We start from the raw sequence: 16,472 nt of genomic DNA on the forward strand, positions 1-16,472 counted from the left end.
AGCGCGGGCCCGATCGCGGCGCGAGCGCGGCGCGAGCGCGCGGGTGCGGCCGCGCCGCGCGCGCCGCACCCGCGCGCCGTGCGCGAACTTGGCCGGCGAGCCCGCGGCCCCCTACCCTGCGCTCATGCGCCGCGCGTCACGATGGCTGCTCTCGGCGGTGATGGCCCTGACCACGCTCACGGCCTCGCCAGCATCGACCTTCGCCCGCGACACCAAGGTCGAATGGAAGAGCGTCGACGTCCCAGCGGGCGAGGGCCAGGCCCAGCGGGCTCGAGCGCTGCGCGGCATGCTCTCCAGCGCCGCGAAGAAGGCGGACTTCGGCAAGGCGAAATCGGTCGTGCTGAGCGCGCGTGTCGTCGAGTTCACCTCGGCCACGCGGGGCGACGTCCACCGCGTGAGCTGCACCGTCGTCGGCCGCGTCGTCGGCGGCCCCACCGCCCGGTCGCGCATCTCGTTCGGCGGCAGGCCGAGCGAGCGACAGGCCCTGGAGAAGCAGGTGCTCGCCATGGTCGCGAACGGCGTCGTCGGCCGGCTCGCCGCGATCGTCCGCGCCCGCGCGCACGACTGACGGGCGCGACGGACCTGCTGCGCCGCGGGAGCACGCCGCGCCCGCTCGACCCTCCACGGGATCTGGACTACGACGGCCCGCACCTCATGGAACTGGACCGGATGGTGAGCGAGCTCTTCCAGGAGGAAGAGCTCGCTCGCGACACGGCGAAGAAGCTGATCGAGCTGGCGCAGCGCTCCGCGGACGAGGCGCGCGCCGAGCGCGCGAGCCTGCTGGCGTTCCTGCGCGGGCCGATGGAGCGGCACATGCGCTACGAAGAGACCGCCATCTTCCCGCATTTCCAGGCGCGCGGGCTCGCCGAGGAGGTCCAGGTGGCGCTGAAGCAGCACGCCGCCGTGCGTGAAGCGACCGACGCCCTGGCGGGTGTTGCGCAGGGCGGCGACGTCGCGCGGGCCATCGTCGATGTCGCCCGGTTGCTCCTGCATCATACAAATTTCGAGGGGGACTACATTTATCCAGAGCTCACACACGACGAATGGCGCGAGCTGATGAAGCAAACCGTTCCGCAGGGCATCTGAGGTGGTACGCATGAACTCGACACGGATGTTGTCCTCGACGTAGGCTTTTGCCGCCGTGTCTATTGCAGCTGGTCAGGTGCTGAGCGAGCGCTACCGCCTCATCCGACCCGTGGGGCAGGGCGCGCAAGCCGCGGTGTGGGTCGCCGAGCACCTGGCGCTCGGCACCCACGTCGCGGTCAAGCTCATCGATCTGGAGCTCGCCAAGCAGGAGGACGCGCGCGAGCGGTTTCGCCGCGAGGCGACGGCCGCCGCGCAGCTGCGCAGCGCGCACGTCGTGCAGATCATCGATCACGGCATCGACGGGGAGCAGCCGTTCATCGTGATGGAGCTGCTCGAGGGCGAGGACCTCTTCGATCGGCTCGCGCGCCGGCGCCGCCTCTCGCTCCAGGAGACGTCGAAGATCGTGACGCAGGTCGCGCGCGCGCTCACCCGCGCGCACGGGGCCGGCATCGTGCACCGCGACCTCAAGCCGGAGAATTTTTTCCTCTGCGCGAACGAGGACGACGAGATCGTCAAGATCCTCGACTTCGGCATCGCCAAGGTGAAGGGGCAGGGGAAGCGGGTCGCCCAGCGCACCAGCGTCGGCACGCTCATGGGCACGCCGCACTACATGAGCCCAGAGCAGGTGAAGGGGCTCCGGGAGGTCGACTACCGCGCGGATCTCTGGGCGCTCGGCGTGATCGCGTACCAGTGCGTGACGGGCGAGCTCCCGTTCGACAGCGAGGGGGTCGGCGACCTGCTGATCAAGATCTCGCTCGGCGAGATCCCGGTCCCGTCGAGGGTGAACCCGGAGCTGCCGGCGAGCTTCGACGGGTGGTTCGCGCGCGCCTGCGACCGCGACCCGTCGCGGCGCTTCAGCAGCGCGCGCGATCTCGCGGAGTCGCTCGCCCGCGTCGCCGACCTGTCGACCGAGGCCCCGAGCAGCATCCGATCGCCGTCGCCGCAGCCGCCGCCGCTGCCGCCCCGGGCCTCGCCCACGCGCCCGCCGGCGGCCCCGCCGCGGCCGGCGACAGGCTCGGTGATCCCGAAGGCGCCGCCGCTCCCCCGGGTGGCCGACCCCACGGGCGCCGCCTCGACGCGATCGCCCGAGCGAGGATCGGGCGAGCCGCCGGCGGACATGGCGGCCGCTCCGCCGTCGGCCAGGCCGAGCGCGAGGATCCCCGCCGTGCCAGGCGAGCGGCCGCAGACGCCGTCGCGGCTCACCGAGCGGCCTCCGCTCAGCGAGCGCCCGCCGCTGTCGTCTCGGCTCGGCGAGCGGCCTCTCGCGCCGCCGCGGGCCACCGAGCGACCTCCGGCGCCGCCTCGGCCCACGGCGCGGCCTCCGACGCCGTCGCTGGCGCAGATCGGCGAGCAGACGACGGGCTCGTCCGAGCTCGGCGAACGGCCGCCGCTGAGCCAGCGGCCGCCGCTCTCGGCTCGGCCCGGCGATCGACCTCCGGCGCTGCCGCAGCACGGCGACAGCGCATCGCAGAAGCCGCCGGTCGCTGCCGAAGCGCCGGCCGCCACCGGGACGCCGGTCGCTGCCGGGACGCCGGTCGCTGCCGGGACACCGGCCGCTGCCGGGACGCCGGTCGCTGCCGGGACGTCGGTCGTCACCGGGACGCCGGTCTCCGCGCAGCCGAGCGGCGCACCGTCCGCGACGACAGACGGCGCGAACGCCCCACCCGACGCGCCTGCACCGGCGCTGGCGCCCAGCGACACGTTCCGGAAGGCCGCCGACAGCGCGTCCTCGCTCGTCGACGTCGACATCGACGAGTTCGAAGAGGACGCGATCGACACCGACGTGGACGAGCCCTGGACCGCGCCGGCCGCATCCGCGGCGCTCGCTCCGCGCGCAGACGCAACGCCGGCGGAGCCCGCGGCCGCGGCCCACGCGCCGGCCGAGCCCGCGGCCGACGCGCCGGCCGAGCCCGCAGCCCAGGCGCCGGCCGAGCCCGCGACGGCTGCGCCCCAGAGCGGCATACCCGTCGCGCCAGGCGCCACGGCCGAGCCGCCGCTCTCCTCGCAGACGCCACACGTGCTCTCGCCACGCGCGGCCGATCCGCACGCGATCGCCCCCGAGCGCGAGGCGCCGCCGAGCCAGGATCCGTCGTCGGAGAAGCTCCGCGACAACGTGAGGCGGGCGATCACCGAACCGGTCGCGGCTGCCGCGCCCCCCGCCTCGCTGCGCGAGCCGCCCCCGGTCGATCCGCCGCTCGCCCCTCGGGCTCGCGCGTTGCCCTCCGGCCAGTCGCCGGATCAATGGATGAAGGGGTCCAGCGTGAGCGGGGTCGCGCACGAGGCGCGCGAGAGCGTGCTCCCGGAGTTCGACCCCGGCTCACGTCGGCGCCGACGCGCCCGCCTGGCAGCGCTCGCGCTGGTGGCCGTGGCCGGCGTCGTCGCGTGGCAGATGGTCGTCCGCTCGCAGCGCCTGCCGCAGAGCACGCCGGCGGCCGAGAGCGAGGCCCCGCCGCCTGCCGTCACGGCAGAGCCCGCACCGCCGCAAGAGCCCGCGCCCCAGCCGAGCGTCACGGCGAAAGCCGTGGAGACGGCCACGGCCACGGCCACGTCCGCGCAGCCGTCGGCCAGGGCCGCCACGACGACGCCGCCGCGGAAGCGGCGCCCGCCGCCGCCGCCGCCGAAGAAGCCGCGGAAAGAGCCGGGCAAGGTGGACGACCTGACGATCGAGATCCCGATCCCCCCGGAGCCGGCCGAGGCGGAGCCGACCTCACCAGCAGAGTCGCCGCCCCCGACCGGATCGCCCCAGGGCGATCCGGTCCCGCATGCAGAGTGAAGCGTGGAAACGACTGCGTATCAGCAATATTCTGAGGAATCCGGCGACTGGTTGAGAAAGGGGAGGGCCCGGCTGCTGGCCCATCTGGTGCGCGAGTTTGGCCCGGAACGGCGGCCGCTCGAGCTGCTGGAGGTCGGCGCCGGGGTCGGCCAGAACCTGGGTGTCCTCGCGGAGTTCGGGGCCGTCGATGCCAACGAGGTGAGCCCTCTCGAGCAGGAGGCCATCGCGAAGGCCGGCGCGGCGAGGACGCTCTACGGCACATCCATCCCGTTCCAGCTCGACCGACGCTACGACGTGATCTGCGCGCTCGATGTCATCGAGCACATCGAGGACGACCGCGCCGCGCTCCGGTGGATCCATGACCACCTGAGCCCTGGCGGGATCTTCGTCGCCACGGTGCCTGCGTATCCGTGGCTGTTCAGCGACCACGACCGCGCATTGCAGCATTTCCGCCGGTACACGGCTGGCAGCTTCCGCGCCGCGCTGCCGGCCGAGCTCCACGTGGAAGCTTGTGCCTACTTCAACCAGCTCCTCTTCCCTGCCACGGTCGGCTCGCGCGCCGTCTGGAGCGCCGCGCGCAAGCTGCGCCCTCGCAAGACCAGCATGAAGCAGCCCTCGCCGAAGTCGGGCCTCGCTTCCTCCGCGCTCGAAGCCGTCCTCGGCGCCGAGGTCGACCTCATCGCGCGCGGCTACCGGCCGAGCTTCGGCCTGTCGGTCTTCTGCGTGGCGAAGCGCTGGGCCGCATGAAGGACAGATCCGCGTCGCTCGCCGATCTCCCCAGCACCCCACCCACCGGCGCCCCGCCCGCCCCCCCGACGATCTCGGCAAATCCGCCCGAGCCCGCGCCCGGCCCGCCGCAGCGGATCGGAGGCCCGCTCGCCAGGGTGCGCACGGCGCTGCGCCCGATCATGGTCGTCGTCGCTGCCCTGTTCATCGGGCTCGCCGCGCGGGACCTCGCTCGCAGGTGGGAGAGCGGCGCGCCGATCGACATCCGTCCCGCGTTCGTGGCGCTCTCGGTGCTGCCCCTCGCGCTCGGCCTCGTCGTGCTGGGGCTCGCCTGGGCCTTCATCCTGGAAGAGCTGACCGGCCGGCCCATCCCTCGCTGGCCGGCGATCGCGCTGCACATCGAGTCGCAGGCGGCGCGGTACATCCCCGGCAAGGTCGGCGTGCCGCTGTTCCGCATGCTGGGCGCCCCGCGCATCGGGACGACCAGCGCGGAGGTGGGGTCGTCCTTCGCGATCGAGTTCACCAGCTTCATCGCGGTCGGCGCCATGGTGGGGTTCGGCCTGCTCGCGGCGGGCGGCGAGCAGTTCGCGGGCGCGAACGCGCTCATCGGTCGATGGAGGCTGCCCGTGCTCCTCGCCCTGGGCGCGGTCCTCGTCGCGCTCATGACCGTGGATCGTGCCCGCGCGCCCGAGCGCGTGCGCAAGCTCCTCGCGCCCGAGGGGCGCGGGCCGCTCATGCCGGCGCGGTTGCCGCTCGTGCACGCTGTGTACTCGCTGACCTGGGCCGCCCACGGCGCGTGCGCCGCGCTCGCCGTCGGCGCGACGCCGGGCGCGGCGCTCGGCGGTTCGGGCCTGTTCGTGCTGGCGCCCATCGCCGGTTTCCTCGCGATGGCCACGCCGGGCGGCATCGGCGTGCGCGAGGCGCTGATCTCCGTGGGCCTCGCCCCCGCCGTCGGACCCGCCGCAGCGCTGGGCGCCGCGCTCATCTCGCGCGCCACCTCGCTCGCCGTGGACGTCGGGGGCTTGCTCATCGCGCGGCTGCTTTGCCGACGCGCCGCGCATCGCTAGGATGCGCCCCCTCTCATGCTGGCCCGCCTGCGTGCTGCCCTGAACTCCGACTCCCCCCTGGCCCGCTTCTGTGCCGCCCTGACCTCCGGCTCACCCCGGGAAAGGCTGCTGCGCAACGTCTTCGCGGCCGTCGCGTGCCTCACGGGCCTCGTCGGCTACGCGCTCGTGGTCCACGCGCACATTCCAGTCCAGCACTGGCTCCTGTGGCGGCTCGCGCCGCTCTGGGGTTATTCGCTGCTGTTCCTGCTCTCCAGCCTCGGCATCGGCCTCGTGCTGCTGCGCCGGGTGCTCCGCCTCGCGCACTTGCCGCCGGTCGAAGAGGGCCTGTTCGGCATGACGCTCGGCTCCATCGCCTTCGTGTTCGGCATGTACCTCGCGGGCGTGGTCGGGTGGATCCGCCCCTGGTACGGGCTCGTGATGCCGGCGGCCCTCTTCGCGGGCGGCCTCCTGGAGCTGCCACGCTGGCTATCGCGGCTGAAGCACGATCTCGACGCCTCGACGACGCCGAGAGGGACGATGCGCTGGCTGTGGCTCACGGCCACGGGCGTCGGCGCCGTGTGCCTCGTGCTCCTCTACCTGTTGTCGCTGACCCCGGATTCCATCAGCTTCGACGCGACCTGGTATCACGTGCCGATCGGGCAGGACTATGCGCGCGCCGGCCGCATCGTGCCGTTCTACGGCGACGTGAACCGCTCGTTCCCCCACTTCGCGAGCATGCTCTACGCGTGGGGTTTCAGCGTCCCCGGGATGCTCGTGGAGCAACGGTGGATGATGGCGCTCCACCTGGAGTTCGTGTTCGTCCTGGGGAAGGTGGTCGGCGTCGCGGCGCTGGCGCGGTACCTGCTCCAGGGCGAACGCGTCCCTGGCCTCTGGGCGGCTTTCTTCCTGTTCCCGTCGCTGTTCGTCCAGGACCAGAACCCCGGCGCTTCGTCGGACCATTTCCTGGGCTTCTTCGCGGCGCCGGTCCTGCTCGCGTCCATGCGCTTCGCGGAGCGCTTCGACAGGCGGTATGCCGTCCTGCTCGGCGCGTCGCTCGGGGGCGCGATGCTGGCGAAGTACCAGGCGGTCTATCACCTGGCCATGGCGGCGGCGGTCGTCGTGCCGCGCGCCGCGTACCTGCTCGCGCGCGCGGCCTCCCGCGCCCTGAAGAAGCGCAGGCGGCCGCTGCTCTCGGCGCGCCGCGTCCTCGTGGCGGGGCTCATCGCGTCGGGCGTGGCGCTCGGCACGGCCGCGCCGCACTTCATCAAGAACACCATCTACCATAACAACCCCGTTTTTCCGCTGGCCCAGCGCGTGTTCACGCGGTCGTACCCGCAGCACGCGCGCTCCGCGGAGTTCATGGAGAAGGCGTATCCCAACGCGCCTTACCTGCCCAAGGGGAAGGGGCTCGAGCGGCAGCTCATCGCGGCCGGCAACTTCTTCACGTTCTCGTTCTCCCCGCACTACTCGTTCACTCGCTACGTCCCCTCGATGGGCTCGCTCTTCACGCTGCTCCTGCCGATGCTGCTGGTCATCCGCGGCCGTCGCAGGCCGGCGCTCGCGGCCTTCGCCACGTTCGCCGGCGTCTGGATGTGGAGCAACACGTACACCGCGGACCGGTACCTGCAGGGCATGCTCGCGGTGCCGATCGCCGCCGCCGCGGCGCTGCTCGTCCGCACATGGCAGCTCGGGACCGTCGCGCGGCTCGGCCTCGTGCCGCTCGTTGTGTTCCAGATCGTGTGGAGCGGCGATGTGCCCTTCTACTCCGGCCCCCGCCGGCTGGAGAGCGCGCTCTCGCTGATCCGCTCCACCTACGAGAAGCGATGGACCGACGCGCAGCGGTTCAAGTTTCGCGCGGATCACCGCGCGATCAACCAGGCTACCCCGCCCGACGCGCGCATCCTCGCGCGCAACTACCGCACGACGCTCGGTATCGAGCGCGAGATCATCTTCGATATCCAGGCCTGGCAATCGCTCATCTTCTACGAGCCCGTGCGAGGGCCGGCCGAGCTCTACGCGCATTACCGGAGCGTCGGCATCACCCACATCCTGTACCCGCCGAACCAGCGCCCGCCGGACACGCTCCAGGCCGCCGTGCTGTTCAACGAGCTCGTGCACCGCCACGCGACCGAGAAGCGCCGCTTCGGCGGCCTTCAGCTCGTGACCATGCCGAAGGAGCCGCCGCCGGCCGACGAGCTGCCTTATCAGGTGCTCGCGCTCGGCGCGCCGGGCTACACGGACGGGCTCTACCCGGTCGAGGCGCTCCACATCCTCCCCAAGCTCCAGCCGCCCAGGGGCCAGGAGCCCAAGCCCGCGCGGGCGTGGCCCAGGGATACGAACGCGCAGGCCGCGCTCCTCGACGCCGCGGAGGCGGTGGTGCTCGGCAAGAAGGCCGCGCGGGGCAGCCGGAACGTGAAGCTGGACGGCGTGTTCTTCGCGGCGGAGCGCTTCAAGAACTACACGGTCTACCTGCGGCAGCAGCGCGACACCCCCCGGGCGGAGCCGCCGCCCGAGCCCCCGGCCACGGGCGCGCCGCCGGAGCCCCCGGCCGCGGACGCGCCGCCCGGTCCGGAGCCGACCGACCCTGTGGCTCCCCCGGAGGACGAGGATCCGGAGGACCCGGACGGCTGAGCTCCCGGCCCGGGGTTACGAGCGCTGTTCGACCAGCGGCCCGGTCCAGGGGACCGGGCTCTTCACCTCGCGCTCACCCGCGCCGGTTGCACCTGCTGGTTGTGCCAGGGCTTCGCGCCCGTGGACTGGATCCCCTCCAGCCGGAGGGCCGGCTCCCGCCCGGCGAGCTCGGTCTCGATCCGGCGCACGCGCATCAGCACCTCCTCGACGAGGCGGCGGTTCGTCGCGATGAGCTCCGCGAGCAGCGCCACGGCCACCAGGATGCACGCCATCACGACGGCGCCCGTGCCGACGATGAGCGACTGGATATAACCGCTGTAGTCCGGATTCCGCAGGTAGAAGTAGAGGAACCGGACGCCGACCGCGACGCCGAACACGAGCAGGACCGTCGCGACCCAGCCCACGAGCTGCACGGGGCGGTACATCGCATAAGCCCGGAACATGACGGGACCGGCGCGGCGCAGGTAGTCGGGGATCGAACGGAAGAGCCGCGACTCGCGCGTCTTCGGGTTGGTCGTGATCTTCACGTTCTCCAGGGCGAGGCCGCGGCGGCCTGCCTGGATCACGGTCTCCAGCGTGTAGGTAAAGCGGTTGTGCACGAACAGCTGCAGCGCCGCCTTCCGGCTCACGGCGCGGAAGCCGCTCGGCGAGTCGGCCACCTCCGTGGCGGACAGGCGCCGGATGAGCCGCGAGCCCCACCGCTGCAAGACCTTCTTGAGCGGCGAGAAGTGCTCGATCCTGTCTGTCTGCCGATCGCCGATCACCAGGTCGGCGCGGCCGTCGAGGATGGGAGCGACGAGCTTCGGGATCTCCGCGCCGCGATACTGGTTGTCCGCGTCGGTGTTCACGATGATATCGGCGCCGAGCCGCAGGGACGCGTCGATGCCGGCCATGAACCCGGCGGCGAGGCCTCGATTCTTGGCGAAGCGGACGATGTGGTGGATCCCGAGCTGCTCGGCGAGCGAGCTCGTCCCGTCCGTGCTGCCGTCGTCAATGATGAGGACCTCGATCTCGTCCACGCCGTCGATCGACCGCGGCAGGTCCGCGAATGTCTGCGCGAGCGTGTCGCGCTCGTTCAAGCAAGGGATTTGGATGATGAGCTTCACGGGCGATTTCGCGGCGCAGCGTAGCACGACGTGCGTCGAGAAATTCACCTCGGAGCGCGGCGGGCTCCCCCGCGACGCGAGGCCCCAGCGCGGGCCGGAACGCCGCCGCGCTCGCGCTGAGCGCCGGACGGCCAGCAGAAACCTGTCCACACCGCTCCGCCGGTGCCCCGGGGCACCGTGCATCGCGGAACATCACGGAACATCGCGGAACATCGCGGAACATCGCGGGGACGATGGCCCGCAGCCCTGCGCCGGGCCAGCGGGACCATCGCTCCGCTCTAGTTGAGCAACTTCTTCGAGAGGTGCTTGACCGCCTCCTGCGCCGCGTTTCGCAGCGCGACCTCGACCGCCTTCGAGGACGTGTCGCCTCGCACGAGGATGGCGCAATTGTCCCCTTCAGCCTCGAAGGATGCGAGCGGTAGCTCTGTCGCCGCCGCTGCGGCGCGGATCGGCACCTGCACAGCAAGCGAACCGACCTCGAGCTCCACGAACCCCACCAGCTCCGTCTTGGATAGGTTCTGCATGCCTTCGAACGTGGGTCGCCCGCTGGGGCTTAGCAAGGTCAGGTTTTTCCTGCTTGTCGCTGGGATCGAGCTCCACGTGAAGAGGCAGAGCACGGGAGCATCGAGCACATCGGCGGTCGGTGGTCGACGATCGGCATCGGCGTGGGGCGCGGGCGCGACGCGGCGGCCGCCGGTCCGAACGTCGCGCGCGTCACGCCCATCCCGCGCGGCACGCGCGTCACGCGCGTCACGCGCGTCACGCCGACCGCGCGCTTCCGCACGGATGACCGCTCTCGCGTCAGTTCTTCAGGGAGGTCAGCTGGTCGGCCATGATGCTCCGGTGATTGCGGTAGACCTGAAGCACGATGGCCAGCGCGATCGCCGCCTCGCTCGCCGCGAGGACGATGATGAAGACCGTGAACACCTGGCCAGCCACGCCGCCGGCGACGAAGTGGTCGAACGCGATGAAGTTGAGCGCGGCGGCGTTGAGGATGAGCTCGACGCCGAGGAGGATGCCCACCGCGTTCTTCCGCGTCATGACGGTGAACAGCCCGAGCCCGAAGAGCACCGCGGCGACGGTGAGGTAATGGATGAGACCGACCTCCATCGCCTACTCCCTCTCCCAGGCGCGCCTGACGGCTCGACGCGCGAGCACGACCGCGCCGATCATCGCGGCGAGCAGCACGACCGAGCCGAGCTCGAACGGGAGCAGGTACTCTCCGAGGAACGCGTGCCCGAGCTTGGCGGTGGACGGCATCGCCGGCTTGGCCTCGGCGGGCCAAGGGGTCTGGGTCGCCACCCTGCCGAGCAGGAGCAGCACCGCCGTGACCAGACCGAACGCCACGGCCGGCCCGCCGCGCGGGTTCGAGATCTTCATCTCCGAGATGCGGCTCGTGAGCATCACGGCGAAGAGGATGAGCACGAGCGTGCCGCCGACATAGACGAGCACCTGCGTCGCCGCGATGAAATCGGCCGAGAGCGAGACGTACAGCCCGGCGATGCCGAGGAACGTGCCGAGCAAGGCCAGCGCGGAGTGGATGATGTTCCTGGAGAACGCCACGAGCCCGGCCGAGCCGAGCGTCAGCGCGGCAAGCCCGAGGAAGACGAGTGCGCTCAGGGAGGGCATGGGGTGAGGGCCGCGACGTTAGACCGCTGCCCACCGCCCATCAAGGGCGACCCCCGCGCGTCGCTCGCGGCGCGCTCCTGCGCCGTTCTGCGCCCCTCTTGCTCGCCGCGCGCCCTCGCTCAGGCGCCCGCTCCTACCCCGCTCCAGCCCCTCCTCCGGCCCCCCCTCCGGCCCCCCCTCCTCCGGCCCCCCCGCCCGCGGGCTCCGCGCCTTCGGCGCCTTGCTGCTTCTCGCGCTCCTTGCGCCAGATGGCGCGCAGCTCCTCCAGCGCGGCCGGGTTGTCGCGCATGGCGCGCTCGCGGGCCTCCCGGGCGTGCGGCCCGTACTCGCCGACGGGCACCTCGCCGAGGTCCTTCGGCGCCTTGTACAGCGGCACGAGGCCCTCCGGGATGAAGCGGAACGTGAGGTGGTCGAGCGTCGGCGCCGCCCCCTCGAACTCGCGGGTGTGGCGGATCGCGCCGGTCGACTCCGTCTTGCACGCCTCGACGCACAGGCCGCAGTACATGCACTTGCCCATGTCGATGTCGAAGCGGCTCATCGCCTGCTTCTTCGTCGCCGGGTCCTTCTCCAGATCGATGGCGATGCACTCGATGGGGCACGCGCGCTCGCAGCGCTTGCAGCCGGTGCAGATGTCCATCTGCACCTCGAGGAAGCCGCGGTACCGCGGGGGGAGCATCTCGCTGACGGGGCGGTCCGTCTTGTCGGGGTACTGGACGGTGATGGGCTCCCGGAACAGATGGGAGAACGTGACCGCCATCCCCTCCAGGATGGTATTGGCCGCGCTGGAGATGCTCTTGATGTACTGGGCGAGATCCATGGCCGGTGCCTCTCAGGGACCTGACGCGCTCGGGCGAATCCCCCGAAGGAGCGAGGCGCCACACCGCGGACGATAGCAGACGCGGACCTGCCCTGGAGCGTCCGGGCCGCTCCCCGCAGGCCCACGGGCTCCCGCCAGCCCGCCCACAACGCCGCGTCCGTTCGGCACCGCCCCGCGCGGGAACCAGCGGAGAGCGGGGAGTCCGCGGTGAACCTGTCCTCTCCTGTTGACGCGCACCCGGGGTGGCGATCATGGTCGTCTGATGTCGCAGCTCCCCTTGTCGGGAACGTTCACCGCCCTCGTCACGCCATTCACGCCCGATGGCGAAGCCGTCGACTTCGACGCGCTCGACGCGCTCGTCGAGGCGCAGATCGCGGGCGGCGTCAGCGGGCTCGTGCCGTGCGGGACCACGGGCGAGTCGCCGACCCTCAGCGAGGCCGAGACGACCGCGGTCATCCGGCGCGTCGTCGAGGCGGCGCGCGGCCGCGTGCCGGTGATCGCGGGGACGGGCTCGTTCTCCACGAAGAAGACGATCGAGGCCTCGCGCGCCGCGCTCGCCGCCGGCGCGGCGGGCGTGATGATCGTGATGCCGTACTACAGCAAGCCCTCGCAGGACGGGCTCCGCGAGCACACGCTGGCCGTGGCCAGGGCCGTCCCGGCGCCGATCGTGCTCTACAACATCCCGGGGCGGACGGTGGTCGACCTCTCCGCCGAGACGACCGAGCGCATCTGCGCCGCCGCGCCGAACGTCGTCGCCATCAAGGACGCCTCGGGCAACGTGTTCCGCTGCCAGGAGCTCGTGCGGCGCCTCGGCGACCGGCTCACGATCCTGAGCGGCGACGACGCGCTGACGCTCGCGATGATGGCGCTCGGCGCGCAGGGCGTCATCAGCGTCACGTCGAACGTGCTGCCGCGCGAGACCAGCGCGGTGACCCGGCGGTTCCTGGCCGGCGACCTCGCGGGCGCGCGCGCGGCCCACCTCGCGCTCCTCGAGCTGCACGGGCTCTTGTTCGTCGAGCCGAACCCCGCCCCCGCGAAGGCCGCGCTCGCCGCCCTGGGCCGCATGAGCGCCGCCGTCCGGCTGCCCCTCGTGCCGGCCGGAGAGGCGACGCGGCAGCAGATCGCCGACGCGATGAGGCGGCTCGAGGCGAGGCGCGAGGCGTCGTGAAATCGAACGGAGATCATCGAGGCGTGCCGGTGAGCGCGCTCTTAGGGGCGCCCCAGGGGGACGACGCCCGGCTGCTGAAGGTCGCGATCCACGGCGCGAGCGGCAAGATGGGGCAGGCCATCGTCCGGCTCGCGGCGAACGAGCGAGCCCAGGTGGTGGGCGCGATCGTGTCGCGCGGCTCCTCCCGCATCGGCCGTGACGTCGGCGAGCTCGCGGGGACAGGCACCATCGGCGTCGCGATGAGCGACGACACCAGCGCCGGGCTGCTCGGCGCGGACGTGGTCATCGACTTCTCGCGGCCCGAGGCGCTCCCCCGCCTCCTGCACCTCGCGATGCGCGCCAAGGTCGCCGTGGTCAGCGGCACGACGCGCCTCGACGGCACGTGCGAGCGGCTGCTCGACGAGACGGCGCAGCACGTCCCCGTCCTCTGGTCGCCGAACACGAGCATCGGCATCCACGTGCTCGCGGAGATCGCGGCGAGCGCGGCGCGGCGGCTCGGGCCCGGCTACGACGTCGAGATCGTGGAGGTGCACCACCGCGCCAAGGTGGACGCGCCGAGCGGCACGGCCGTGCGGCTCGCCGACGCCGTACGCGGGGCCCGCGAGCCGGCCGGGACGCTCGACGACGTGCACGGCCGCGAAGGCAACGTCGGCCCGCGCAAGGCGAACGAGCTCGGGATCTTCGCCGTGCGCGGCGGCGACGTCATCGGCGACCACACGGTCCACCTGCTCGGCCCCGGCGAGCGCCTCGAGCTCACGCACCGCGCGACCAGCCGCGATCTCTTCGCGCGCGGGGCGCTGCGCGCGGCGTGGCACCTGCACGGGAAGCCGCCCGGCCGATACACGATGGCCGACGTGATCGGCGGCTGACCGCGGCGCGCCAGGGCCGGACGCGGGCGATCCGCGATCCGGCGTGCCGCGAGAGAGCCACAATGTGGTCAGCGGCGGTTCGCCGCACTACGCTGCGGCGCTCGTATGGAGACGCTCGCTGCGAGGATCGCACGCGCCGGTCCGTTGCCGGACAGGGACGCGGTCGGCTGGGTCGTCCGCCTGGCGAAGCGCGTCGAGAGCCTGCACGCGCGCGGGACGGTGCACGGCCGCCTGTCGGCCGCGTGCGTGGTCATGGAGGGCGAGCCGTGCACGTCGACGGGGTGGCTCTCGGATCCGCTCGCCACGCCCGCCTTCGTGGGTTACCGCTCGCCGGAGCGGGCCGCGGGCGAGGGGCCGTCGCGCCGGGACGACACGTGGGCGCTCGCGGTCACCCTGTACACGGCGCTCTCGGGAGCGCTCCCGTTCCCTGCCGAGAGCGACCAGGAGCTCCGCCGCAAGCAAGGCGCCGGCGCCGCGCCGCGGGTAACGCCGCCCGGCGCGGCGGGCGACGCGCTGTGGCGCGTGCTGGACCAGGCGCTCGCGCGCCCCGCCGAGCAGCGGATCACCGAGGTCGCGGCGCTCCGTCGCGCGCTGGAGGCCGCGCGGCCGGGCGAAGGCCTGGAGGAGCTGCCGCCGCTCGATGAGCACGCGCTCGCGGCGCCGGCGAGGACCATTCCAGCGCCGCGCCCGTCGAGCAGCGGGGTGCGGGGGGCGTCGAGCTCGCAGCCGCCCCGCAAGAGCGCGCCGCCGCGCGAGGGCACCGGCTCGCAGCCGCCCCGCAAGAGCGCGCCGCCGCGCGAGGGCACCGGCTCGCAGCCGCCCCGCAAGAGCGCGCCGCCGCATGGCCACTCGAGCTCGCAGCCGCCGCCCATCGCGGGCGCCTCGGCCCGCCGGACGCCGTTGCCCCTCCACGGGCTCGCGAGCCTGGGGCTCCGGTCGACGCTCGGCGTGCCGACCACCCCGCCTCCGGAGGCGCCAGACCGCGCCTCCAAGGCGCAGACCGCGCTGCCTGCCGCATCGCCGCGGCTCGCCGGCGCAGCGACGGAGGACCGCTCGCGCGCGGGCGCAGTGGCTGCCCCGACCGCGCACGCGCGGCCGCCCGTCGTGCCCGCAGCGACGGCGCAGCCGCCCGTCGCGCCCGCAGCGATAGCGCTGCCGCCCGTCGCGCCCGCAGCGACGGCGCTGCCGCCCGTCGCGCCCGCAGCGATAGCGCTGCCGCCCGTCGCGCCCGCAGCGACGGCGCAACCGCCCTTCTCGCCCACCGCGGTGCCCCTCTTCGACGCGGATGCCCCGGCGAGCCCGCGAACGATCGACGATCTCCCCTTTCTGGGCGAAGACGACACGCACGCGCCGTCGCACCCCTTCCCGATGGCGCCCGGCAGCGTCGCCGCGCGCCTCGGCGCGCCCGGGCTCGGCGCGCCGACGCCCCACGTCCCGGTCGTCGATCTCCCCTTTCTTGGCGAAGACGACGCGCACGAGCCGTCGCACCCCTTCCCTGTGGCGCCCGGCAGCGTCGCCGTGCGCTTCGGCGCGCCCGGGCCCGGCGCGCCGACGCCCCACGTCCCGGCCGTCGATCTCCCCTGGCTGGGCGAAGACGACGCGCATCGGCCGTCGCACCCGTTCCCGATGGCGCCCGGCGGCGTCGCCGTGCGCGGCGGCGCGTCCAGGCTCGGCGCACCGCCGCTTCGCGCGCCGGCGCCAGCGCCCGCAGCGAGCCGCGAGACGCCGTCCCGGGCGCGCCGGTGGGTCACGCTCGCCCTGGGGGTCGTCGCCATCGCGGGCGCCGCGGGGGGAGCCTGGTTCTGGCTTCGCCACCCCGACGCCGCGCCGCCGTCCCTCCCGGCGCCGCCGTCTGCGGAGCCTGCGCCCGCCGCATGCGCCGCGCCCGTGGAGCCGAGCGCCCCGGCGCTCGGTGACGCGGGCACGGAACAGGCAGGCACGGCGGCGCCGGCGGACGCAGGCACCGCGAGCGCAGCGCCGGATCCTGCGGCCACGGCGGACTTCGCCGCATGCGCGATGCCTCTCTTTCCCGGCAAGAGCGTCGACGCAGCCATCGCGGGCCAGCTGTCGTTCGCCTGCGCCGAGACCGACCCGATGAAGGGCGTCGCGACGCTCAAGAGCCACCTCGGCCAGGCAGCTGGGCCCAAGGGCGTCTCGGACGCCACGAAGGAATGGGCCGTGCTCGGCTGGCACGACATGGCGACCTTCGCGACCCTGCGCGCCCGCTGCTGCCACGCGCCGCCCCCCCTCCAGCTGCCCCCCACGCCCGAGGGCTGCGCGCCGCTCGACGAAACCCTGAACGAGCTCGGCGCGGCCGTCGCGTCGGCGTCTGCTCCGGGCGATCGGGCGGTCGCGAAGGCGGCGCGGCGGTACATGCGCGCAGCCCAGTGCGTCGCCCGGGTCGGCGCGGCGACCCGTTACGGGCGCAAGAACAAGCCGAATGGAGGCGAGGCGACCGCGTTCAAGAAGGTGCTCTCGCGCGCGCTCCGGAGCGCCGCACAGGCCCGCTGAGCCGCGCGAACGTCACGTCGTGGCATGGCGCGTACCCGTGGTGCGCGCCATGCCACGACGTGACGTGGCGGGCGACGCGGACGGCACGGCCGGCGCAATCGGTGGTGAAC

14 protein-coding genes are annotated in these 16,472 nt (G+C 73.3%); 9 read left to right on the forward strand and 5 right to left on the reverse strand.

Annotation, left to right across the window (positions count from 1 at the left end):
• Positions 1-124: 124 nt before the first annotated feature.
• From WMF44_RS43000 to WMF44_RS43025, 6 genes are all read left to right on the forward strand, one after another.
• Positions 125-568, forward strand: coding sequence for a hypothetical protein (locus WMF44_RS43000; protein WP_437295835.1), 444 nt, complete (start codon positions 125-127; stop codon positions 566-568).
• An 86-nt stretch (positions 569-654) separates the two neighbouring features.
• Positions 655-1,086 carry a hemerythrin domain-containing protein gene (locus WMF44_RS43005; RefSeq protein WP_437295836.1) on the forward strand — a complete coding sequence of 144 codons (432 nt, stop codon included), beginning with the start codon at positions 655-657 and terminating at the stop codon, positions 1,084-1,086.
• Positions 1,087-1,141: 55 nt separating this feature from the next.
• Positions 1,142-3,859 (forward strand): serine/threonine-protein kinase, encoded by a 2,718-nt coding sequence (locus WMF44_RS43010; protein ID WP_437295837.1) that lies wholly within the window; start codon positions 1,142-1,144, stop codon positions 3,857-3,859.
• Between the two features lie 51 nt (positions 3,860-3,910).
• Complete coding sequence (locus WMF44_RS43015) at positions 3,911-4,606, forward strand: class I SAM-dependent methyltransferase (RefSeq protein WP_437295838.1); 696 nt, start codon at positions 3,911-3,913, stop codon at positions 4,604-4,606.
• The gene (locus tag WMF44_RS43020) at positions 4,603-5,652 is read left to right on the forward strand and encodes a lysylphosphatidylglycerol synthase domain-containing protein (protein ID WP_437295839.1); all 1,050 of its coding nucleotides are present in this window, start codon (positions 4,603-4,605) and stop codon (positions 5,650-5,652) included. Before WMF44_RS43015 ends, WMF44_RS43020 begins: the two co-directional genes overlap by 4 nt.
• A gap of 15 nt (positions 5,653-5,667) precedes the next feature.
• Positions 5,668-8,262, forward strand: a complete 2,595-nt coding sequence (locus tag WMF44_RS43025; RefSeq protein WP_437295840.1) for a hypothetical protein — start codon at positions 5,668-5,670, stop codon at positions 8,260-8,262.
• A 62-nt stretch (positions 8,263-8,324) separates the two neighbouring features.
• Here WMF44_RS43025 and WMF44_RS43030 read toward each other — a convergent pair whose 3' ends face one another.
• The 5 genes from WMF44_RS43030 to WMF44_RS43050 form a co-directional block, all read right to left on the reverse strand.
• A complete protein-coding gene (locus WMF44_RS43030) occupies positions 8,325-9,368 on the reverse strand; it encodes a glycosyltransferase family 2 protein (protein ID WP_437295841.1) in 1,044 nt (347 codons plus the stop codon).
• Between the two features lie 278 nt (positions 9,369-9,646).
• On the reverse strand, positions 9,647-9,892 hold the full coding sequence (locus WMF44_RS43035) for a hypothetical protein (protein ID WP_044967022.1): 246 nt from the start codon (positions 9,890-9,892) through the stop codon (positions 9,647-9,649).
• Positions 9,893-10,169: 277 nt separating this feature from the next.
• On the reverse strand, positions 10,170-10,478 hold the full coding sequence (gene nuoK, locus WMF44_RS43040; protein ID WP_012240633.1) for an NADH-quinone oxidoreductase subunit NuoK: 309 nt from the start codon (positions 10,476-10,478) through the stop codon (positions 10,170-10,172).
• Positions 10,479-10,481: 3 nt separating this feature from the next.
• The gene (locus WMF44_RS43045; RefSeq protein WP_437295842.1) at positions 10,482-10,997 is read right to left on the reverse strand and encodes an NADH-quinone oxidoreductase subunit J family protein; all 516 of its coding nucleotides are present in this window, start codon (positions 10,995-10,997) and stop codon (positions 10,482-10,484) included.
• A 133-nt stretch (positions 10,998-11,130) separates the two neighbouring features.
• Positions 11,131-11,814 (reverse strand): NuoI/complex I 23 kDa subunit family protein, encoded by a 684-nt coding sequence (locus WMF44_RS43050; RefSeq protein ID WP_437295843.1) that lies wholly within the window; start codon positions 11,812-11,814, stop codon positions 11,131-11,133.
• Between the two features lie 262 nt (positions 11,815-12,076).
• On the opposite strand from WMF44_RS43050, the gene dapA reads away from it, so the two are divergent.
• From dapA to WMF44_RS43065, 3 genes are all read left to right on the forward strand, one after another.
• Positions 12,077-12,982, forward strand: coding sequence for a 4-hydroxy-tetrahydrodipicolinate synthase (gene dapA / locus WMF44_RS43055; RefSeq protein ID WP_437295844.1), 906 nt, complete (start codon positions 12,077-12,079; stop codon positions 12,980-12,982).
• 71 nt (positions 12,983-13,053) lie between these two features.
• Positions 13,054-13,851, forward strand: coding sequence for a 4-hydroxy-tetrahydrodipicolinate reductase (gene dapB / locus WMF44_RS43060; protein ID WP_437301677.1), 798 nt, complete (start codon positions 13,054-13,056; stop codon positions 13,849-13,851).
• A 105-nt stretch (positions 13,852-13,956) separates the two neighbouring features.
• A complete protein-coding gene (locus tag WMF44_RS43065; RefSeq protein ID WP_437295845.1) occupies positions 13,957-16,362 on the forward strand; it encodes a hypothetical protein in 2,406 nt (801 codons plus the stop codon).
• Positions 16,363-16,472: the final 110 nt, after the last annotated feature.

The organism is Sorangium sp. So ce426 (assembly GCF_051475585.1).
Lineage (GTDB): Bacteria > Myxococcota_A > Polyangia > Polyangiales > Polyangiaceae > Sorangium > Sorangium cellulosum_B.

Bases quoted from the DNA above. Each gene is read 5' to 3' on its own strand.
- nuoK (WP_012240633.1), bottom strand. From the start codon at position 10,478: ATGGAGGTCGGTCTCATCCATTACCTCACCGTCGCCGCGGTGCTCTTC.
- dapA (WP_437295844.1), top strand. From the start codon at position 12,077: ATGTCGCAGCTCCCCTTGTCGGGAACGTTCACCGCCCTCGTCACGCCA.
- WMF44_RS43035 (WP_044967022.1), bottom strand. From the start codon at position 9,892: ATGCAGAACCTATCCAAGACGGAGCTGGTGGGGTTCGTGGAGCTCGAG.
- WMF44_RS43020 (WP_437295839.1), top strand. From the start codon at position 4,603: ATGAAGGACAGATCCGCGTCGCTCGCCGATCTCCCCAGCACCCCACCC.
- WMF44_RS43005 (WP_437295836.1), top strand. From the start codon at position 655: ATGGAACTGGACCGGATGGTGAGCGAGCTCTTCCAGGAGGAAGAGCTC.
- WMF44_RS43025 (WP_437295840.1), top strand. From the start codon at position 5,668: ATGCTGGCCCGCCTGCGTGCTGCCCTGAACTCCGACTCCCCCCTGGCC.
- WMF44_RS43050 (WP_437295843.1), bottom strand. From the start codon at position 11,814: ATGGATCTCGCCCAGTACATCAAGAGCATCTCCAGCGCGGCCAATACC.
- WMF44_RS43045 (WP_437295842.1), bottom strand. From the start codon at position 10,997: ATGCCCTCCCTGAGCGCACTCGTCTTCCTCGGGCTTGCCGCGCTGACG.
- WMF44_RS43000 (WP_437295835.1), top strand. From the start codon at position 125: ATGCGCCGCGCGTCACGATGGCTGCTCTCGGCGGTGATGGCCCTGACC.
- WMF44_RS43065 (WP_437295845.1), top strand. From the start codon at position 13,957: ATGGAGACGCTCGCTGCGAGGATCGCACGCGCCGGTCCGTTGCCGGAC.